This window comes from Streptomyces sp. NPDC127119 (assembly GCF_042677425.1).
In the GTDB taxonomy this organism is placed as follows: Bacteria; Actinomycetota; Actinomycetes; order Streptomycetales; family Streptomycetaceae; genus Streptomyces.
In genome coordinates this window covers 114,524-132,897 of the sequence record NZ_JBHXTO010000002.1, presented here as the reverse complement: position 1 = coordinate 132,897, position 18,374 = coordinate 114,524, and the positions used below count along the sequence as shown (strand labels likewise).

Here is an 18,374-nt window from a genome sequence, read left to right as displayed (position 1 = left end):
CCGGACGGTCCCGTCAGCGTGTCAGGAACTCGGCCAGGCCCGTCAGGAACCGCTTGATGTCCTCCGCGCTGTTGTAGGGAGCGAGCCCGACACGGAGACCGCCGGTGTCGCCGAGGCCGAGGCGGCGGGAGGCCTCGATCGCGTAGAAGGACCCCGCCGGAGCGTGGACATCGCGCTCCGCGAGGAAGCTGTACGCCTCCGCCGTCGACCGGCCCTCGAAGGTGAGCAGCACGGTGGGGGTGCGGTCGGCCGCCCTGGAGTGGACCTGGACTCCCGGGAGCGCGGCCAGCCCCTTGTCGAGCTGGGTGCGCAGGCTCTGCTCATGTGCTTCGAGTGCCGTGAAGGCCGCGGCGAGGCGCTGCCGCCGCGTCCCGGTGGCGTCCGTGTCCAGGCCGGCGAGGAAGGCGATGGCCGCCTCCGTGCCCGCGAGGAACTCGTAGGGCAGGGTGCCCAGCTCGAAGCGTTCGGGGACCACGTCGGTGGAGGGCAGGAGCTTGTCCGGCCGCAGGGTCTCCAGCAGCTCGGGCCGGGCCGCGAGCACTCCGTGGTGGGGGCCGAAGAACTTGTACGGGGAACAGACGAAGAAGTCCGCGCCCAACTCCTCCACGTCGACCAGCGTGTGGGCGGCGTGGTGGACGCCGTCGACGTAGGTGAGCGCTCCGGCTTCGTGGGCCAGGCCGCTGATCTCGGCGATCGGCGGGCGGGTGCCGATCAGGTTGGAGGCGGCGGTGACGGCCACCAGCCGGGTCCGCGGGGACAGTACGGCGCGGATGTCGTCGGCGGTCAGTTCCCCGGTGGCGGGATCGAAGTCGGCCCAGCGCACGGTGGCACCGGCCTGTTCGGCGGCCTGGACCCAGGGGCGGATGTTGGCGTCGTGGTCGAGCCGGGTGACGACCACCTCGTCGCCGGGCGACCACGCCTTGGAGAGGGTGCGGGAGAACTCGTAGGTGAGCTGGGTGGCGCTGCGGCCGAAGACGATCCCCGTCGGCCGCGCTCCCAGCAGGTCGGCCAGGGCCTGTCGGGTCCTGGTGACGATGGCTTCGGCGTTGCGCTCCCCCGGCGTCATCCGGCCCCGGATCGACAGCGGCTGCCCCATCGCGTCGGCGATCGCCCGGATGACGGGCTTCGGGGACTGGGTGCCGCCGGGGCCGTCGAAGTGGGCGATCCCTGCGCTCAGCGCCGGGAACTGGGCGCGGAGGGCGGTGATGTCGTACGTCACGAATGCTCCTGTCGGTGCCATGCCGGGCCAACCGGCTGTGCTGGGGGCCGGCCCTGCCCATCGAGGCCGGCCGCCTCTGCATCGTGATCGTTCTCCCCGCCTGCCACAAGGGCCCCTCTGCGTCAGCCGGGGTCCCCCTGAGGTCCTCGCGCCTCAGGCCGTCCATGAAATCCGCGAGATCGATTGATTTTCGATCGATACCCATCGATAATCGATGGATGCATCAACTCTTCATTGCCGTACTCCGGGTCGGCATACTCACCACGGTCGCCGTCGGGCTCTTCGGCCAGATCGTGGTCATTCCGACGACGGCGGCCGACGAGGTCGAGCGTTTCCCGCCCTACGCCCCGTTCGCCACGCCCTATGTGACGATGGCGATCATCGGCGTCGCCTGTGTCCAGGTCGCCCTCTTCGCGGTGTGGATGCTGCTCGACATGGTTCAGCGTGACGCGATCTTCACGGCGCTGGCCTTCCGCTGGGTCGACATCGTCATCGGGTCCTCGGTCGTGGCGACGCTGTTGGCCGGCGGTGCCGCCGTGCACATCCTCCTGGCCGACATCCCCTCTCCGGACGACGGCATGGAGCTCCTCGGAGTCCTGGGGGCCGCGGTCATGGCTGTCGCCGTGGGAGCGGCTTTCGCGATGCTCACCGTCATCATGCGAGGACTCCTGCGCAAGGCGACGGACCTGGAGACCGAGATCGCAGCGGTCGTCTGATGGCGATCATCGTCGACCTCGACGTCCAGCTGGCCAGGCACAACCTGTCGGTCGGCGAGTTCGCCGCCGCCGTCGGGATCACACCCGCCAATATCGCCGTGCTCAAGAACGGCCGCGCGAAGGCGGTGCGGTTCACGACCCTCGACGCGATCTGCCGCACGCTCGACTGCCAGCCCGGTGATGTGCTCCGGTGGGTGCCGGACGACGACACCGACCATCAGATGTGATCCGTGCCGGTCCGCGCGAACGCGAACCTTGTGCGTTCCCCGTGCGTTGTCCTTGAAGGCAGCTCTCTGTCGGCCGGGCCGCGTTCGGTCGGAGTCAAGGTCGGGTTCGGGGTCGGGTTCGGAGTCGGGTGAGGAGGGGCAGGTCATGGCAGATCGAGACCGCGCGGCCTCGTCCACCGGCGTCCGACGGGCTCCCGGCAGCCGGCGGGCTCCTGTCACCGGCGTCCTGCTGGCGGCGCTGTTCACCCTCCTCGGCGTACTCGGCCTGCAGGGCAACCCCGCCGCGGCCTCCTCCGACGCACTGACCCCGGTCGCGGTCACCGCACACCACAGCCAGGCACTCACCCCCGCACCCCCACCGGCGAAAGCCCGGCCCGACACCCGCGCCGGCGTCGACGACACCTGCACCACCGCCTGCGGTCAGCCGCCGCGCGCGGGCCGGGTCACCGCGGGTGAGTGGCACGCGCCGCCTCCCGGCGGGGTCTGGATCCCGCCCGGCCTCGTGACCCCCCTGCCGAAACCGGGGCTGCCGCTGCCGACCGCACTCGGCGCCTTCACACCTTCGCAGCACTCCGCGCAGCACAGCGGGCGTGGCCCGCCGCCTCCGACCGGCATCTGACGTCACCCAGTCGATAGTCGATCTCCACCGCGCCCGTTTCCCGGGTGCGGTATGCCTGTTGGAGGCACCCTTGACGCGCGCCATCCGCGTGCGGGCGTTCTTCGCCCTGGCCGTTCTGGCCCTGTCGCTCTACATCACCGTGACCGTCCCGGTCCGCCTCGGGCTCGACCTGCGCGGCGGAACCCAAATCGTCCTGGAGACCCGCGACTCCCCCACTGCCGAGGCCGACTCCGAGGCCACCGACCGCACCTTGGAGGTACTGCGCCACCGCATCGACGCGCTCGGCGTCTCCGAGCCCACCATCGCCCGTTCCGGGGACAACCGGATCATCGTCGAGCTGCCCGGTGTCCAGGACCCGCGCGAAGCCGCCGACGTCCTCGGCCGCACCGCCCAACTGACCTTCCACCCCGTCCTCGGCGCGGATCCGGACACAGGAACCGGCCCGGAACCCGGCGCGAAAACCGACACGGCTCCCGGCACGGATCCCAGCACGGGCCCCGGCCCCGCCGCGGTCGACTCCGACGAGTCCGGTCACCCCGTACGGCTCGGCCCGTCGGCACTCACCGGCGCGGACGTCGACAGCGCCGAGGCGCGTATCGACCCGCAGACCGGGACCGGCTGGTTCGTCGGCATCGAGTTCAAGGGAGAGGGCGACGCCTGGGCCGAGCTGACCGGCAGGGCCGCGTGTCACCCGGCCGGCGACCCGGCCCGCCGCGTGGCCATCGTCCTGGACGACAAGGTCATCTCCTCCCCTCAGGTCAACTCGTCCGTGGCCTGTCGTACGGGCATCGCCGGCGGGTCCACCCAGATCACCGGTTCGTTCAGCCGGGAGGAAGCCCGCGAACTGGGCCTGCTCATCAACGGCGGAGCCCTGCCGGTACCGGTCGAGACCGTCGAACAGCGCACCGTCGGCCCCACCCTGGGCGCCACGGCCATCGAGGCCAGCGCCTGGGCCGCCGTCATCGGCACCGCGCTGACCTCGCTGTTCATCATCGCCGTCTACCGGCTCCTCGGTGCCCTCGCCGCCGTGGCCCTGGCCTGTTACGGGGTCATCTCGTACGCGGCCCTGGTCGCACTCGGTGCCACGCTCACCCTCCCGGGGCTCGCGGGATTCGTCCTGGCCATCGGCATGGCCGTCGACGCCAACGTGCTCGTCTTCGAACGGGCCCGTGAGGAGTACGCGGCCCGCCGCAAGGGCCTGCGCCCGGCCCTGACCGCGGGATTCCGCAATGCCTTCAGTGCCATCGCCGACTCCAACATCACGACCCTCATCGCCGCCGGACTGCTCTTCCTCCTCGCTTCCGGTCCGGTGCGGGGCTTCGGCGTCACCCTGGGCATCGGCGTACTCGCCTCCATGCTCAGTGCCCTGGTCATCACCCGCGTCCTCGCCGACTGGGCGGTCGCCAGGCGATCCGTACGACGCCGTCCGCAGCTCACCGGCATCGCGGACACCGGGAAGGTCCGCGACTGGCTCACCCGGCGCAATCCGGACCTGATGCGGCACGGGCGCACCTGGCTGGCGGCGTCCACGGTCGCCCTCGTCCTGGCCACCTCGGGCATCGCGGTCAGGGGGCTGAACTTCGGCGTCGAGTTCACCGGCGGACGGCTCATGGAGTACACCGCCTCCGCCCCGGTCGACGCCGACCGCGCCCGTGAGGCCCTGGCCGACGCGGGTCAGCCCGGTGCCGTCGTGCAGACCTCCGGCGACGGCGATCTCACCGTACGCACCGATCAGCTGACCAACGCCGAGGCGGCGAAGGTCGACAAGGCGGTCGGCGAGCTCGCGGGCGGTGCCGAGAAGGTCCGTGACGAGCTGATCGGCCCCAGCCTCGGGGACGAACTGCGCCGTGGGGCTCTCATCGCCCTCGCGTCGGCCCTGGCCGCGCAACTGCTGTATCTCGCGGTCCGCTTCCGGTGGGCCTTCGGGGCGTCCGCGGTCGCGGCGATGGTCCACGACACCCTGATCCTCATCGGTGTCTTCGCCTGGCTGGGCAAGCCGGTCGACGGAGTCTTCCTCGCCGCGCTGCTGACGGTGATCGGTTACTCGGTCAACGACTCCGTGGTCGTCTTCGACCGGATCAGGGAACTGTCGGCCGCCAACCGGACCGACAGCCCCGCCGGTCCCGACGGCTCTCATGGCAAACGAAAGAAGGTCCCCTTTCCCGTGCTCGCCAACACGGCGATCCTGCAGACCCTCCCCCGGACCGTCAACACGGGTATGGGAGCCGTGTTCATCCTCGCCGCCCTCACCCTGCTGGGCGGCGACTCCCTGACCGACTTCGCGCTCGCCCTGCTCATCGGCATCGTCGTCGGCACGTACTCCTCGATGTTCACGGCCGCGCCCCTGGCCATCGAGCTCAACGCCCGCACCGACCCGTCGCCGCCCGGCACGGGGAAACAGGGCTCGCGGTAGGGACCGGACCGCACGGTGCCACTGCTATCGTCCTGGCCCACCGAAACGGGCGGGCGGGACGAAGGAGAGCTGCACCATGCGAGTCCTCTTGGTCGGAGCAGGGGGCGTCGGCACCGCGATCACCAGGATCGCGGCCCGTCGCCCCTTCTTCGAGCACATGGTTGTCGCCGACTACGACCTCGCGCGGGCGGAGTCGGCCGTCGCGGCACTCGGCGAGGACGGGCACCGCTTCTCGGCGGTACGGCTCGACGCCTCGGACGCCGACGGCGTACGGGCCGCCCTCGCCGAGCACCGCTGCGACGTCCTGCTCAACGCCACCGATCCGCGTTTCGTGCTGCCGCTCTTCGACGCGGCGCTCGCCCATGGCTCCCACTACCTGGACATGGCGATGTCCCTGTCCCGGCCGCATCCGACGCGCCCCTACGAGGAGTGCGGCGTCAAGCTGGGTGACGCGCAGTTCGAGCGGTCCGCCGAGTGGGAGGCGGCGGACCGGCTCGCGCTGGTCGGCATGGGGGTGGAGCCGGGCCTGTCGGACGTGTTCGCGCGGTACGCCGCCGACGTCCTCTTCGACGAGATCGAGGAGATCGGCATCCGCGACGGCGCGAACCTGGTGGTGGACGGCTACGACTTCGCCCCGTCCTTCAGCATCTGGACGACGATCGAGGAATGCCTCAACCCGCCGGTCGTCTTCGAGGCGGACCGGGGCTGGTTCACCACCCCGCCCTTCAGCGAGCCGGAGGTCTTCGACTTCCCGGCGGGCATTGGTCCTGTGGAGTGCGTCAACGTCGAGCACGAGGAGGTCCTGCTGATCCCCCGGTGGTTGAAGGCCGGTCGGGTCACCTTCAAGTACGGTCTCGGCGACGAGTTCATCGGCGTCCTGCAGACCCTGCACAAGCTGGGCCTGGACCGCACCGACCCGGTCGCCGTGGACGGCGGCGGGGGCAGGGTCGCGGTCTCCCCGCGGGACGTCGTCGCCGCCTGCCTCCCCGATCCGGCCGGCCTCGGCGACCACATGCACGGCAAGACGTGCGCCGGTACGTGGGTCAGGGGCACCAAGGACGGCCGGTCACGGGAGGTCTATCTCTACCACGTGGTCGACAACCAGTGGTCGATGCGTGAGTACGGCTCCCAGGCGGTGGTCTGGCAGACCGCGATCAACCCCGTGGCGGCCCTCGAACTCATCGCGTCCGGCGCCTGGCACGGCAGCGGAGTGCTCGGCCCCGAGGCGATGCCTCCCCGGCCGTTCCTCGACCTGCTCACGGAGTACGGGTCGCCGTGGGGCATGCGGGAGGAGAACGTGTCTGAGAGCGGACCCGGACCGGACGCTCCGTGACGCAGCGTGGTCGTCACGCGCCCTTCTCGGCTTCCTTGGCCGCCCGCTCCAGGCGGCCCCGGTACTCCTCCCACCACGCCGCATCACCCGGCGCCACACTGCCGTTGGTCTGGTTCATCCCGACCGAGCCGTCCATGAGTTCGCGGACGATGTCGGCGTGGCCGGCGTGCCGGTGCGTGTCGGCGATCACGCGCACGACGGCGTGGTGCAGGGTCACCTCGTTCCGCTCGCTCGGCCACCACGGCACCCGGCCGACCGTGTCCAGGGCGAGCGCGTCGATCGTCGCGTCCGCGTGCGCCCAGGCCCGGCGGTAGAGGCCCACGATGTGCTCGCGTGACTCGTCGGCGGTGACCCACATGTCCGCGTTGGTCTCGGCGCCGTCCTCGAGCCAGGGCTGCGACTCGCCGGACGGCCGTCCGAAGGTGTCGCCGAGGTAGCCCAGTTCCACCCCGGCCGCGTGTTTGACGAGGCCCAGGAGGTTGGTGCCGGTCGGCGTCGACGGGCGGCGAACGTCGTACTCCGAGAGCCCTTCGAGCTTCCACAGCAGGGCATCGCGGGCGGACTGCAGATAGAAGCGCAGGTCGGCCTTGGGAGCAGCCTCGGGGTCGGTCTCGTGACCGGCGTGGGGATCCGATGTGTTCATGGGGTCGAGTCTCCCGCTCGCACGATGATCGCGGACAGTCCGAACTCGAAGCGCTCGTCGAAGGATCGCGCGTCGAGGTGGTGGAGGACGCGGTGGAGGGCGGGGTGTGCCGTCCTGGAAACGGCGTTCGCCAGACCGTCGTTCAGGGGGGCGGAGGGCGCCGCCTGTTCCTCCTGGGTGAGGCCGAGGGCGAGATAGATGATCGTCCACGTGGTCCAGGCGGCGTCCCGGTCGTCGAGACCGCCGTCCAGCAGCGCGGTCACCAGCGCCTCGGCGAAGGCCAGGGTGTGCGGTTCGGCGGCGTACGTACCGACCACGAGGGCGGCGCCGTCGCGGTGGGCGAGCAGGGCGCGGCGGTAGCGGCGGGCGAGTTCGCGGACGCGTTCGTCCCGGTCGGCCGGAAGTCCGTCGAGTGGGGCCTCGCCGACGACGGCGTCCGCCATCAGCTCCAGCATCCGGGCCTTGGTCTTCACGTGCCACAGCACGGTGTTCATGCGGACGCCGAGCCGGTCGGCGACGGCCCGGGTGGACAGCGCGTCCAGGCCCTTCTCGTCCAGCAGTTCCAGCGCGGCCCGGATCACCGTCGCGGGGTCCAGCCGGGGGGTGCGGCCCTCACTCGCTTGCCTATTGGTCATTGACCTAGTTTACTACGGACACATTATTGGTCACTGACCTAGGAGGGTGCGTGGAACAGCAGGTTGTCATCGCGGGCGGAGGTCCGGTGGGGTTGTGGCTGGCCGCCGAACTGCGGCTGGGCGGGGTCTCCGTCACCGTCGTCGAGGAGCGGACCGACGTCGATCAGCGCTCCAAGGCGCTCACCATCCATCCCCGGACCATCGAGATCCTCGCCTCGCGCGAGGTGCACAAGCCCTTCCTCACGGAGGGACTGCGGATACCGGGCGGGCATTTCGCCTCGCTCGACGATCGGCTCGACTTCAGCGTGCTGGACACCCCGTTCCCGTACACCCTCGCGCTGCCCCAGGCCCGTACCGAGGAACTGCTGGAGGAGCACGCGCTCGCGCTCGGCGCCACGATCGTGCGCGGGCACCGCGTCGGCGGGTTCACCGAGGACGCGGGGTCGGTGACCGTACAGGTGCAGGGGCCCGACGGGCCGTACGAGCTGCGGGCGGCGTATCTCGTCGGGTGCGACGGCACCCGCAGTACCGTGCGCACCGCCGCCGGTATCGACTTTCCCGGTACGCCCTCCACGGTTCTGGGCTGGCTCGGCGATGTCGTGCTCGACCACCCGCCGCGACCCGGGTTCGGCGTCTTCGGGCCCCGGGGCGGGCTGCTGGTCGCGCCCCTGCCCGGTGGGCGGCACCGTCTCGTCGGTGTCGGCCCCGACAGCCTCACCACCGAGTCGCCGAAGGACCTCACATTGGAGGAGCTGCGGGCCAAGGTCGTCGCCATCACCGGTGAGGACTACGGGATGCGCGACCCCGTGTGGCTCTCCCGTTTCGGCAACGCCACCCGGCTGGCCGCGGAGTACCGGCGCGGCCGGGTCCTGCTCGCCGGTGACGCCGCCCACCAGCACTTCCCGACCGGCGGTGTCGGCATGAACGTCGGCATCCAGGACGCCCACAACCTCGGCTGGAAGCTCGCCGCGGCCCTCGGCGGCCGGGCCCCGGACGGCCTGCTCGACAGCTACCACTCCGAGCGCCACCCCGTCGGCGCGCAGCTGATGGAGCACAGTCGGGCCCAGACCGCCCTGATGACCGCTTTCACTCCCGAGGGCCTCGATCTGCGGTCGTTCCTCAGCGGGATGATCGCCACGCAGCCGGACTTCGGCCGGGCCCTGGCCGAACGCCTCACCGCGCTCGGCGTCGCCTACCCGGCACCGGACTCGGCGGCCCATCCGCTCACCGGCAGCCGCGCCCCCGACCTGTCCTTCACCGACTCCAGGGGCGGCCTGCACGGGCGGTTGCGCGCGGACAGTCACCTGCTCCTCGACCTGACGGGCGCCGTACCCGCACCCGTACCCGGTCAAGGCGTCCGGCCGGAAGGCATCCGCGCGGAAGGTGTCCTCGCGGACCGGGCACGCCCCGGACTCACTGTGCACACCACGACCCTCGACCGGCCCCCGGCGGCCTGGGCATCGGTGCGTGCCGCCCTGATCCGCCCCGACGGCCACGTGGCCTGGATCGGTACGGACCCGGACGACACCGCGCTGGCCGCCGCCGCGGACCGGGCGCTCACCGGCACGTACGGCCCCGCGCCAAGCCCGGCGGCGGCCGGCTGACCGCGCCCCTCGCAGGACGCGGAGTCACCGGGCCGCGAGGGCGTACCTTCAGGCGCCCACGTACGCCGCGAGGTGTTCGCCCGTGAGGGTGGAGCGGGCGGCGACCAGGTCGGCCGGGGTGCCTTCGAAGACGATCCGGCCGCCGTCGTGGCCCGCGCCGGGGCCCAGGTCGATGATCCAGTCGGCGTGGGCCATGACCGCCTGGTGGTGCTCGACGACGATGACGGACTTGCCGGAGTCGACGAGCCGGTCGAGCAGGCCGAGCAGTTGCTCGACATCGGCGAGGTGCAGGCCGGTGGTCGGCTCGTCGAGGACGTACACACCGCCCTTGCCTCCCATGTGGGTGGCCAGCTTGAGCCGCTGACGCTCGCCGCCGGAGAGTGTCGTGAGCGGCTGGCCGAGGCTGAGGTAGCCGAGTCCGACGTCGGCCAGGCGTTCGAGGATGCGGTGCGCGGCCGGAATGCTCGCCTCGCCCTGGCCGAAGAACTCCACGGCCTCGGTCACCGACATCGCGAGCACCTCGCTGATGTCACGGCCGCCGAGGTGGTACTGCAGGACCGCGGCCTGGAACCGCCTTCCCTCGCACTCCTCGCACGGAGTGGCGACTCCGGCCATCATCGCCAGGTCGGTGTAGACGACGCCCACGCCGTTGCAGGTGGGGCAGGCACCCTCGGAATTGGCGCTGAACAGGGCCGGCTTCACGTCGTTGGCCTTGGCGAACGCCTTGCGGATCGGGTCGAGCATTCCGGTGTAGGTCGCCGGGTTGCTGCGCCTGGAACCGCGGATGGCGCCCTGGTCGATCGACACCACGCCCTCGTCGTCGTGGATCGATCCATGGACGAGCGAGCTCTTCCCGGAGCCGGCGACACCCGTGACGACGGTGAGCACCCCGAGAGGGATGTCCACGTCGACGCCTTGCAGGTTGTGCGCTGTCGCGCCGCGGATCTCCAGCGAGCCCGTGGGCTCGCGTGGTGTCTCCCTGACGGTGGCCCGGTCGTCGAGGTGGCGGCCGGTGACGGTGTCACTGGCCCGCAGTCCCTCGACCGTGCCCTCGAAGCAGACGGTGCCGCCTCCCGTGCCCGCGCCGGGGCCGAGGTCGACGACGTGGTCGGCGATCGCGATCGTCTGGGGCTTGTGCTCCACGACGAGCACGGTGTTGCCCTTGTCCCGCAGCCGCAGCAGCAGGCCGTTCATCCGCTGGATGTCATGGGGGTGCAGGCCGATGGTGGGCTCGTCGAAGACGTAGGTGATGTCGGTGAGCGAGGAGCCGAGGTGGCGGATCATCTTGACGCGCTGCGCCTCGCCGCCCGACAGCGTGCCCGCGGGCCGGTCGAGCGAGAGATAGCCGAGACCGATCTCCACGAACGAGTCGAGGGCCTGCTGCAGCGCCGCGAGCAGCGGTGCCACGGACGGCTCGTCGAGACCGCGGACCCATTCGGTCAGATCGCGGATCTCCATCGCGCAGGCGTCGGCGATGGAGATCTTGCCGATCTTCGACGACCGGGCGCCTTCACTCAGCCGGGTGCCGTCGCACTCGGGGCAGGTGGCGAAGGTGACCGCCCGCTCCACGAACGCCCGGATGTGCGGCTGCATCGACTCCTTGTCCTTGGACAGGAACGACTTCTGGATCTTCGGGATCAGGCCCTCGTAGGTGAGGTTGACGCCGTTGACCTTGACCTTGACGGGCTCCCCGTGGAGGAAGTCCTGCAACTGCTTCTTGGTGTACTCGCGGATCGGCTTGTCCGGGTCGACGAAGCCGGACTGGGCGTAGACCTGCACGGTCCACTGGCTGTCGGACTTCCAGCCGGGGATGGTGAACGCGCCCTCGGAGAGGGACTTGGAGTCGTCGTAGAGCTGGCTGAGGTCGATGTCGGAGACCGAGCCCCGGCCCTCGCAGCGCGTACACATGCCGCCGGTGCGGTTGAAGGTCGCCTTCACCGTCTTCTTGGCACCGCGTTCGACGGTGATCGCGCCGCTGGCCCGGACCGAGGCGGTGTTGAAGGAGTACGCGCTGGGCGGGCCGATGTGCGGCGCGCCGAGGCGGCTGAAGAGGATGCGCAGCATCGCGTTGGCATCGGTGGCGGTGCCCACGGTGGAGCGCGGGTCGGAGCCCATCCGCTGCTGGTCGACGGTGATCACGGTGGTCAGTCCGTCGAGGACGTCGACCTCGGGGCGGGCCAGGGTCGGCATGAAGCCCTGGAGGAAGGCGCTGTAGGTCTCGTTGATCATTCGCTGCGACTCGGCGGCGATCGTGTTGAACACCAGCGAGCTCTTGCCCGAGCCGGAGACACCGGTGAACACGGTCAGGCGGCGCTTGGGGATCTCGATGCTGACGTCTTTGAGGTTGTTCTCGCGCGCGCCGTGCACGCGGATCAGGTCATGGCTGTCGGCAGCGTGCGGCGCGGACGACTGGGTGTCGCTCCTCGGGGCCATGCTCATCATGTCTCCATCTGTTGATCTGTCGCTCTGTCGACCTGTTGACCTGTTGACCTGTTCGCCTGTTGCGCTCGCCGGACCGCTCAGCGCCGTTCCTGGATGCGGATCATGTTGCCCGCGGGATCGAGGAAGGCACAGTCCCGGACGCCGTACGGCCGCTCGGCCGGCTCCTGGACGATCTCGCCGCTGCCGGCCGCCCGCACCCGCTCGAAGGTGGCGTCGAGGTCGGGGGTGGCCAGGAGGATGCCCGCGTACGCGCCCTTCGCCATCATCTCCGCGACGGTACGGCGCTCCTCCTCGGTGACACCGGGGTCGGTGACCGGCGGCTCCAGGACGAGGGACGGGCCGGACCGGCCAGCGGCGCCGACCGTGATCCGGCGCGTCGCGCCGTGGCCGACGTCGTCGCGGACCTCGAAGCCGAGGGCGTCCCGGTAGAAGGTCAGGGACGCGTCCGGATCGGTGTGCGGGAGGAAGCTCGCGTACAGGGTGACGTCCATGGCAGTCACGCTAGACGCGGCACCCGGGTCGGCGCTTCTCGATTCCTGATCGATCCGGTGCCCCCGCGCCCGGCCGGCGTCCCTACCTGCCGGGGGTGGTGATGCGGGTGATCGCCTCAAGGGTCAGGGCACGGTCGTGCGGCTCGTTGTCCAGGGCTCGGTGGAGGGTCAGACCCTCGATCAGGGCGTCGAGTTGCCGTGCCGTGTCCGGGTCGAAGTGCTTCTCCAGATGGGTGCGGCTGCGGCCCATCCACTCGTGGGTGAGTTCCCGGTAGACCGGCCGACGCGCGGCGAGGGTGTACAGCTCCTGGGTGAGTACGAGGTCGCGCTGGCTCCCCTCCGACAGGACGTGGACCAGGTCCGCCACGGCCTGACGGGCCTGGTCACGGTCCGCAGGAGCGGCGAGGTGGGCGTCGAAGACGGCCACGATGTGGTCGGCGAAGCGGGTGAACGCCTCCCGGAGCAGCTCGTCCATACCGCTGAAGTGGTAGGTCATCGACCCCAGGGGGACGCCGGCACGCGCGGCGATCTTCCGGTGGGAGACGCTGGCGATCCCCTCCTCGGCGATGAGGTCGAGGGTCGCGCCGATGATGCGTTCGCGGCGCTGCGGGTCGGTGTGTCCGGTGGCCATGACGGGAGCCTTCAGAGGGTACGGACCGGGCGGGCGGGGTTGCCGACGGCGACGACGCCGGCGGGCACGTCCTTCGTCACCACGGCCCCGGCGCCGATGACGGAGTTGTCCCCGATGGTGACACCGGGCAGCACGATGGCGCCTCCCCCCAGCCACACGTTGTCCCCGATGGTGATCGGCTGCGCGGCCTCCAGCTTGTCGCGCCGGGGCTCGGGCTCCAAGGGGTGGGTGGGGGTGAGCAGTTGGACGTTCGGACCGATCTGGCAGTCCTCGCCGATGGTGATCGCCGCGACGTCCAGGGCGGTCAGGTTGTAGTTGACGAAGGTGCGCGCGCCGATCGTGATGTTGCTGCCGTAGTCGACGAACAGCGGCGGCCGCAGGTGTACGTCGGGTCCGAGGGAGCCGAGCAGTTCGGCGAGGATCGGGCGGGCCCCCTCGGTGTCCTCCAGATAGGCGGCCTGGTAGCGGGCGGCCAACCGCACGGCCCGCTCGTACCGGCGCACGATCTCCGGGTCGTCGGCGATGTAGTGATCGCCCGCCATCATGCGTTCGAGATGCGTACGGGGATCCTGGGCGAAGTAGTCCGTCGACATGCGTACGATCGTACACTCGCCGACGGGCCGCGACCCGGGAAACCTGCACGTCGAGGGGGACAGACCTTAGCGGCGCCTGGGCTGCAGCACTCCGGCGAGCAGGAGCACGAGCAGGCCTGCGAGCGGCACCACGAGCAGACCCACCCGCAGGCTCGCCGCGTCCGCGACCAGTCCGACGACGGGCGGGGAGAGCAGGAAGCCCAGGCGCATCAGCCAGGAGACGATGGCGAGCCCCGAGCCGGGCTTGAGGCCGGGCAGCTCGTCGGCTTCGTGCATCGCCGCGGGGACCAGCGTCGCCACGCCGAACCCGGCTGCGGCGAACCCGAGAATCGTGCCGGGCACCGTGGGCACGGCCAGTGCCAGGCCCATCCCGGCCACGACGATGAGGCCGCCCGCGCGGGCCACCGTGCGCTGCCCGAACCTGTCGACGAGGCGGTCGCCGATGATACGGCCGACGAACTGGGCCCCGACCAGGGCGATGTAGCCGGAGGCGGCCAGCGTCACCGACGCGGACAGTGAACCGGAGAGGTAGAGCGCGGCCCAGGAACTGCCCGCGTCCTCGACGAGGGTGCCGGCTGTGGCGATGAGCACAAGGGCGGCCAGTACGTACGCGGTACGCCGGCCCGGTGTCGCACGTCCCACCCGCGCCTGTTCTCCCCCCTGCGGCTGTTCTGCACGGCCGCCGCGACCGGACTCCGCTGCCGGGTCCGCCACCGATCCGAGGTCCGCCACGGGTTCGGTCCCCGCACCACCCACGTCCTCGGACTCGATCTCGGCCCCGGTCTCGGGGCCGGACAGGCAAAACCGGAGCGCGACGCACGCGGCCACCGCGAACACCACCGCCGAGATCGTCAGATGCTGTCCGCGCGAGAGGCCGAGCGCTATCGCCGCCGCGGCCATGGCTCCGCCGGTGACGGCCCCGATGGACCAGATCGCGTGGAAGGAGTTGATGATGGAACGTCCGTAGCGTCTCTGCACGCGCAGGCCGTGGGCGTTCTGCGCCACGTCGGTGACCGCGTCCATCGCTCCGGCCAGGAACAGCGCCGCCGCGAACAGCACGACCGAGTCGGCCAGGCCCGCGAGGAGGATCCACGCACCGGTCAGCAGGGTGCCGGCCACCGCCGCCCGCGCCGAGCCCATGCGGCGGATCACCACTCCCGCGGCGAGACCGGCCGCGATGGCGCCCGCGGGGAACGCGGCGACGGCCAGACCGTAGGCCGCGTTCCCTATGCCGAGATCCGTCTTGATCTGCGGATACCTCGGCAGGAGGTTGGCGAACAGGGCTCCGTTGGTGAAGAACAGCACGGCAACGGCCACCCGAGCCTGCCGTTCGGCCGACGCGGGTCGGCGCAGTACGTCAACAGTCATGAGGGTGAGCCTATAGCGGGAGCGTACGAACGTACACTCCTGGTTTCGAGCAGGTCAGGACACACGGCCGGGCAGGGCGCCCGGCGGGCCACGGCGTACGGCGGGGCGGGACGCACGGCGGGGCGGGACCGGCATGTGCGCCGGTCCCGCCCCGTCCCGCCTCTGCGCGATCGTCCCGCTTCCGCGCGATCGCTCGCGTGTGACCTACTTGCTCGCGGCGAAGCGCATCAGGGCCTGCTCGTCGCCCTGCTTGATCTTCCCGGTCTCGTTGATCACCTGCAGCTTCCAGGCCCCGCCGACCCGGATCGCCTTGGCGACGGCGCAGCCGTTGTCGTTGCTGAGAAGGCTGGGCCAGATGTCCGCGACCTGCTGCGTGCTGCCCCCGCTGGCGTCGTACACCTTGAAGCTGATGTTCCGCGCCTTCTGGAAGGAGCTGCTCTTCTTGTAGGCGGCGGCGACGAAGACGATCGAGGTGATGTTCGTCGGGACGCGGGAGAACTCGACGGTCACCGTCTCGTCGTCACCGTCGCCCTTGCCGGTCTGGTTGTCGCCGGTGTGCACCAACGAGCCGTTGCCCAGCGGGTCCAGGGAGTCCAGACCCGCGAGCCGGACCGGGTCCGAGCCCTGCATGGCGATGGCGATCAGGTCGAGGTCCGTGCCGGTCTTCTGGCGGAGCTTGCCGATCAGTCCGCCGCTGCTGCCGACGGTGGGGTCCCAGGACACCCCGATCGACAGGTGGGTCACTCCGTCGAGATCCGCCGGGCCGTCTTCCTTCGTAAGCGTGATCATGCCTGTTCCTCTTGATCGTGAGAATGCCTGTATGCAGTGTGCCTGCCCCGTGTCACACCACATAGCCCGGGACCCACACGAATCACCAGATCCCCGCCCCGCTCGGGTCACAGGCGCCCCGATACGCCCATCAGGCGATCCGTCCCCTCACCACGGGACGACTCACCGCCCTGTGACGACTCACTGCCCCGTCTGGATGTCCCCCCGCGTGGAGGACGCGATCGTCTCGCGATGGGCGAAGTCGCCCGGCGGGATGCCGGGGTGGTGGCCGAGGCGGTTCGGAGGTTCGGTGGCGGAGGAGTCGAGGGTGAGGCGGGAGACGATGCGGTAGCGGTCGCCGCGGTAGATCGAGTGGACGTATTCGACGGGCCGGCCGGTGGTGTCCGAGGTGAGCCGCTCGAAGAGCAGGGCCGGGGACAGCTCGGGAACGTCGAGCAGTTCGGCCTCGGCGCGGGTGACGACGGTGGGCTCGATCGCCTGCACGGCCTCCTGGACGTGTACGCCGTGCTGTTCGCGCAGGTGCTCGTACAGGTCGCCCGCCTCCAGTTCCTGCGCGGACAGGGAGGGGACCAGATCGGCCCTGATGTGCAGATGCTCGATGGCCATCGGGGCGCCGTCGACGAGGCGCAGCCGTGCCACGTACACGATCTCGGCGGCGGGTGACATCCGCAGTTTGCGGCCCACGCGTGCGCCGGCCGCGAAGGTGGTGAACTCCAGCAGGCGGCTCGACCAGGCTCCGGAGGCCTGAGGTGCCGTCATGGTCTGCTGTCCGGAGACGAGTTCCTGGGTGATCTTCTCGGGCGCGACGAACATGCCCCGGCCGTGCTCGCGCACCAGGAGTCCCGCGGCCACGAGTTCGTCGACCGCCGCGCGCAGGGTCGGGCGGGACACTCCCAGACGGGCGCACAGGGAGCGCTCGGAGGGGATCGCGTCACCCGGGCTGCGCGACTCGACGAGGTCGAGGATGAAGTCGCGGACCCGCTCCCGTTTCAGCACCGCACCCGATGCGTCTTCCCTCATGCCGCTCCCGCCCTCGTACCGCTCACCCTCATGACGCCCCCCATGCTGTGCCCCTCGGGCTGTCGTGCGCGACATCCCCTTTACCAGTTGACCAGTTGTCGCGCGCCGCGTCACTCCTGGTCGGGCGAAGTGTAACCGCTGTCTATGGTTCGTCGCCTGAGTACTGACGCACGTGAGCCCCAACAACCCATGCAGCGCAAGGGGTTGACGCCGCCGATTGGTCTATGCCAGTTTCATCCCCGCATCGAGAGGTGAGCTGTCCAGTGGGCTTCACTGGTCAGGTGGTCTGCTCATGTCCTCCAGAGGTGAACCGTGAAGTTCCGCTTGTTCGCCGGTGTGTCCGCGCTCGTCGTGACCGCCGGGCTGAGTGCCTGCAGCAGTTCCTCCGACGCCTCCGACGGGAGCACCGCCATCGACGTCTGGCTGATGCGCGACAGCGTCTCGGACCAGTTCCAGAAGGACTTCGTCAAGAGCTTCGAGGCCGCTCACCCCGACATCCGGGTCAAGGTGCAGATCCAGGAGTGGGACGGCATCGGCGAGAAGGTCACGGCGGCCCTCGCCAGCACCGACGCACCCGACGTCATCGAGACCGGCAACACCCAGGTCGCCCAGTTCGCGCAGAGTGGGGGCCTGCTCGACCTCAGCGACAAGGTCGGCGAACTCGGCGGGAAGGACTGGCTCAAGGGCCTCTCCGAGCCCGGCGCCTTCGAGGGCAAGCAGTACGGCATCCCCTACTACGCCGCCAACCGCGTCGTCATCTACCGCACCGACCTCTTCGAGAAGGCGGGCGTCGACCCGGCCGCGATCAAGACCCGCGACCAGTGGACCGCCGCCACCAAGAAGCTCAACACCGGTGGCACGCAGGGCATTTATCTGCCCGGCCAGAACTGGTACACCCTCGCGGGCTTCGTCTGGGACGAGGGCGGCGACCTCGCCACCGAGTCCGGCGGTAAGTGGAAGGGCTCGCTGGACACCCCCGAGGCCGTCCGCGGCATGGAGTTCTACAAGAAGCTCCAGGCACTCGGCCGGGGCCCCAAGGACTCCGACGAGGCCAATCCCCCGCAGGCGGACGTGATGGCCAAGGGGAAGGTCGCCCAGGTCGTGTCGTCCCCGGGCGGTGCCAACACGGTCGTCGAGAACAACCCCGCGCTCAAGAACAAGCTCGGCTTCTTCCCGATCCCGGGGAAGACCGCCGACACTCCCGGCGCCGTCTTCACCGGCGGCTCCGACCTCGTCATCCCCACGGCCTCCGCCAAACAGGACGCGGCCTACACCTTCGTCAAGGAACTCACCGGCGACACCCGGCAGAAGAAGCTCGCCGTCGCCATGAGCTACGTACCGAACAAGACCACCCTGTCCGACGCCGTCGCCTCCGACCCGGGCGCCTCGGCCATGGCGGTCGGCGCCGCCGAGGGCCACGCCACGCCCAACACACCCGGCTGGGCGGCCGTCGAGGCCAAGAACCCGATCAAGGACTACCTGACCGCCGTACTCACCGGAGGCGACGCGCGTAAGGAAGCCGCCAAGGCGTCCGAGGCCATCACCACGGCGATGAACTCCGGCACCTGAGCCGGCCCGGCCCCTCAACCGTCCCCGCACCGGCCGTCCGCGCCGGTGCCGCGCTGGAGGAA

17 protein-coding genes are annotated in these 18,374 nt (G+C 70.5%); 7 read left to right on the top strand and 10 right to left on the bottom strand.

What is annotated here, in order from left to right; genetic code table 11:
• Window positions 1–13: 13 nt before the first annotated feature.
• Window positions 14–1,219, bottom strand: a complete 1,206-nt coding sequence (locus tag ACFVH5_RS01580; protein ID WP_385831167.1) for a cysteine desulfurase-like protein — start codon at window positions 1,217–1,219, stop codon at window positions 14–16.
• 218 nt (window positions 1,220–1,437) lie between these two features.
• Here ACFVH5_RS01580 and ACFVH5_RS01575 point away from each other — a divergent pair, with 218 nt between their 5' ends.
• The 5 genes from ACFVH5_RS01575 to ACFVH5_RS01555 all read left to right on the top strand — a co-directional run bounded on the left by ACFVH5_RS01575 (window position 1,438) and on the right by ACFVH5_RS01555 (window position 6,527).
• On the top strand, window positions 1,438–1,935 hold the full coding sequence (locus ACFVH5_RS01575) for a DUF2975 domain-containing protein (RefSeq protein WP_385831166.1): 498 nt from the start codon (window positions 1,438–1,440) through the stop codon (window positions 1,933–1,935).
• The gene (locus ACFVH5_RS01570; RefSeq protein WP_384804372.1) at window positions 1,935–2,162 is read left to right on the top strand and encodes a helix-turn-helix domain-containing protein; all 228 of its coding nucleotides are present in this window, start codon (window positions 1,935–1,937) and stop codon (window positions 2,160–2,162) included. Before ACFVH5_RS01575 ends, ACFVH5_RS01570 begins: the two co-directional genes overlap by 1 nt.
• 145 nt (window positions 2,163–2,307) lie before the next feature.
• Window positions 2,308–2,781 carry a hypothetical protein gene (locus ACFVH5_RS01565; RefSeq protein WP_385831164.1) on the top strand — a complete coding sequence of 158 codons (474 nt, stop codon included), beginning with the start codon at window positions 2,308–2,310 and terminating at the stop codon, window positions 2,779–2,781.
• Window positions 2,782–2,851: 70 nt separating this feature from the next.
• The gene (gene secD, locus ACFVH5_RS01560) at window positions 2,852–5,194 is read left to right on the top strand and encodes a protein translocase subunit SecD (protein ID WP_385831162.1); all 2,343 of its coding nucleotides are present in this window, start codon (window positions 2,852–2,854) and stop codon (window positions 5,192–5,194) included.
• Window positions 5,195–5,270: 76 nt separating this feature from the next.
• Entirely contained in the window at window positions 5,271–6,527 is a 1,257-nt protein-coding gene (locus tag ACFVH5_RS01555) for a saccharopine dehydrogenase family protein (RefSeq protein WP_385831161.1), read from the top strand.
• A 13-nt stretch (window positions 6,528–6,540) separates the two neighbouring features.
• Here ACFVH5_RS01555 and ACFVH5_RS01550 read toward each other — a convergent pair whose 3' ends face one another.
• Together ACFVH5_RS01550 and ACFVH5_RS01545 are read right to left on the bottom strand one after the other, a co-directional pair.
• Window positions 6,541–7,170, bottom strand: coding sequence for a DinB family protein (locus ACFVH5_RS01550; protein ID WP_385831159.1), 630 nt, complete (start codon window positions 7,168–7,170; stop codon window positions 6,541–6,543).
• Complete coding sequence (locus tag ACFVH5_RS01545) at window positions 7,167–7,805, bottom strand: TetR/AcrR family transcriptional regulator C-terminal domain-containing protein (protein WP_385831158.1); 639 nt, start codon at window positions 7,803–7,805, stop codon at window positions 7,167–7,169. The genes ACFVH5_RS01550 and ACFVH5_RS01545 overlap by 4 nt, the downstream gene beginning before the upstream one ends.
• Before the next feature lie 50 nt (window positions 7,806–7,855).
• Here ACFVH5_RS01545 and ACFVH5_RS01540 point away from each other — a divergent pair, with 50 nt between their 5' ends.
• Window positions 7,856–9,409 (top strand): FAD-dependent monooxygenase, encoded by a 1,554-nt coding sequence (locus ACFVH5_RS01540; protein ID WP_385831157.1) that lies wholly within the window; start codon window positions 7,856–7,858, stop codon window positions 9,407–9,409.
• A gap of 48 nt (window positions 9,410–9,457) precedes the next feature.
• Here the strand turns inward: ACFVH5_RS01540 and ACFVH5_RS01535 are convergent, their stop codons facing one another.
• The 7 genes from ACFVH5_RS01535 to ACFVH5_RS01505 all read right to left on the bottom strand — a co-directional run bounded on the left by ACFVH5_RS01535 (window position 9,458) and on the right by ACFVH5_RS01505 (window position 16,743).
• Window positions 9,458–11,848, bottom strand: a complete 2,391-nt coding sequence (locus ACFVH5_RS01535) for an ATP-binding cassette domain-containing protein (protein ID WP_385831296.1) — start codon at window positions 11,846–11,848, stop codon at window positions 9,458–9,460.
• 80 nt (window positions 11,849–11,928) lie between these two features.
• The gene (locus ACFVH5_RS01530) at window positions 11,929–12,342 is read right to left on the bottom strand and encodes a VOC family protein (protein WP_385831155.1); all 414 of its coding nucleotides are present in this window, start codon (window positions 12,340–12,342) and stop codon (window positions 11,929–11,931) included.
• Window positions 12,343–12,424: 82 nt separating this feature from the next.
• Window positions 12,425–12,973 carry a TetR/AcrR family transcriptional regulator gene (locus ACFVH5_RS01525; protein ID WP_385831154.1) on the bottom strand — a complete coding sequence of 183 codons (549 nt, stop codon included), beginning with the start codon at window positions 12,971–12,973 and terminating at the stop codon, window positions 12,425–12,427.
• A gap of 11 nt (window positions 12,974–12,984) precedes the next feature.
• A complete protein-coding gene (locus ACFVH5_RS01520; protein WP_385831152.1) occupies window positions 12,985–13,566 on the bottom strand; it encodes a sugar O-acetyltransferase in 582 nt (193 codons plus the stop codon).
• A 66-nt stretch (window positions 13,567–13,632) separates the two neighbouring features.
• Window positions 13,633–14,934: an MFS transporter gene (locus ACFVH5_RS01515; protein WP_385831151.1), complete on the bottom strand. Its 1,302-nt coding sequence runs from the start codon at window positions 14,932–14,934 to the stop codon at window positions 13,633–13,635.
• A 204-nt stretch (window positions 14,935–15,138) separates the two neighbouring features.
• Complete coding sequence (locus ACFVH5_RS01510) at window positions 15,139–15,723, bottom strand: TerD family protein (RefSeq protein WP_385831149.1); 585 nt, start codon at window positions 15,721–15,723, stop codon at window positions 15,139–15,141.
• Between the two features lie 180 nt (window positions 15,724–15,903).
• Window positions 15,904–16,743: a GntR family transcriptional regulator gene (locus tag ACFVH5_RS01505; RefSeq protein ID WP_385831147.1), complete on the bottom strand. Its 840-nt coding sequence runs from the start codon at window positions 16,741–16,743 to the stop codon at window positions 15,904–15,906.
• Between the two features lie 312 nt (window positions 16,744–17,055).
• On the opposite strand from ACFVH5_RS01505, the gene ACFVH5_RS01500 reads away from it, so the two are divergent.
• Window positions 17,056–18,312, top strand: a complete 1,257-nt coding sequence (locus ACFVH5_RS01500; RefSeq protein ID WP_385831145.1) for an extracellular solute-binding protein — start codon at window positions 17,056–17,058, stop codon at window positions 18,310–18,312.
• Window positions 18,313–18,374: the final 62 nt, after the last annotated feature.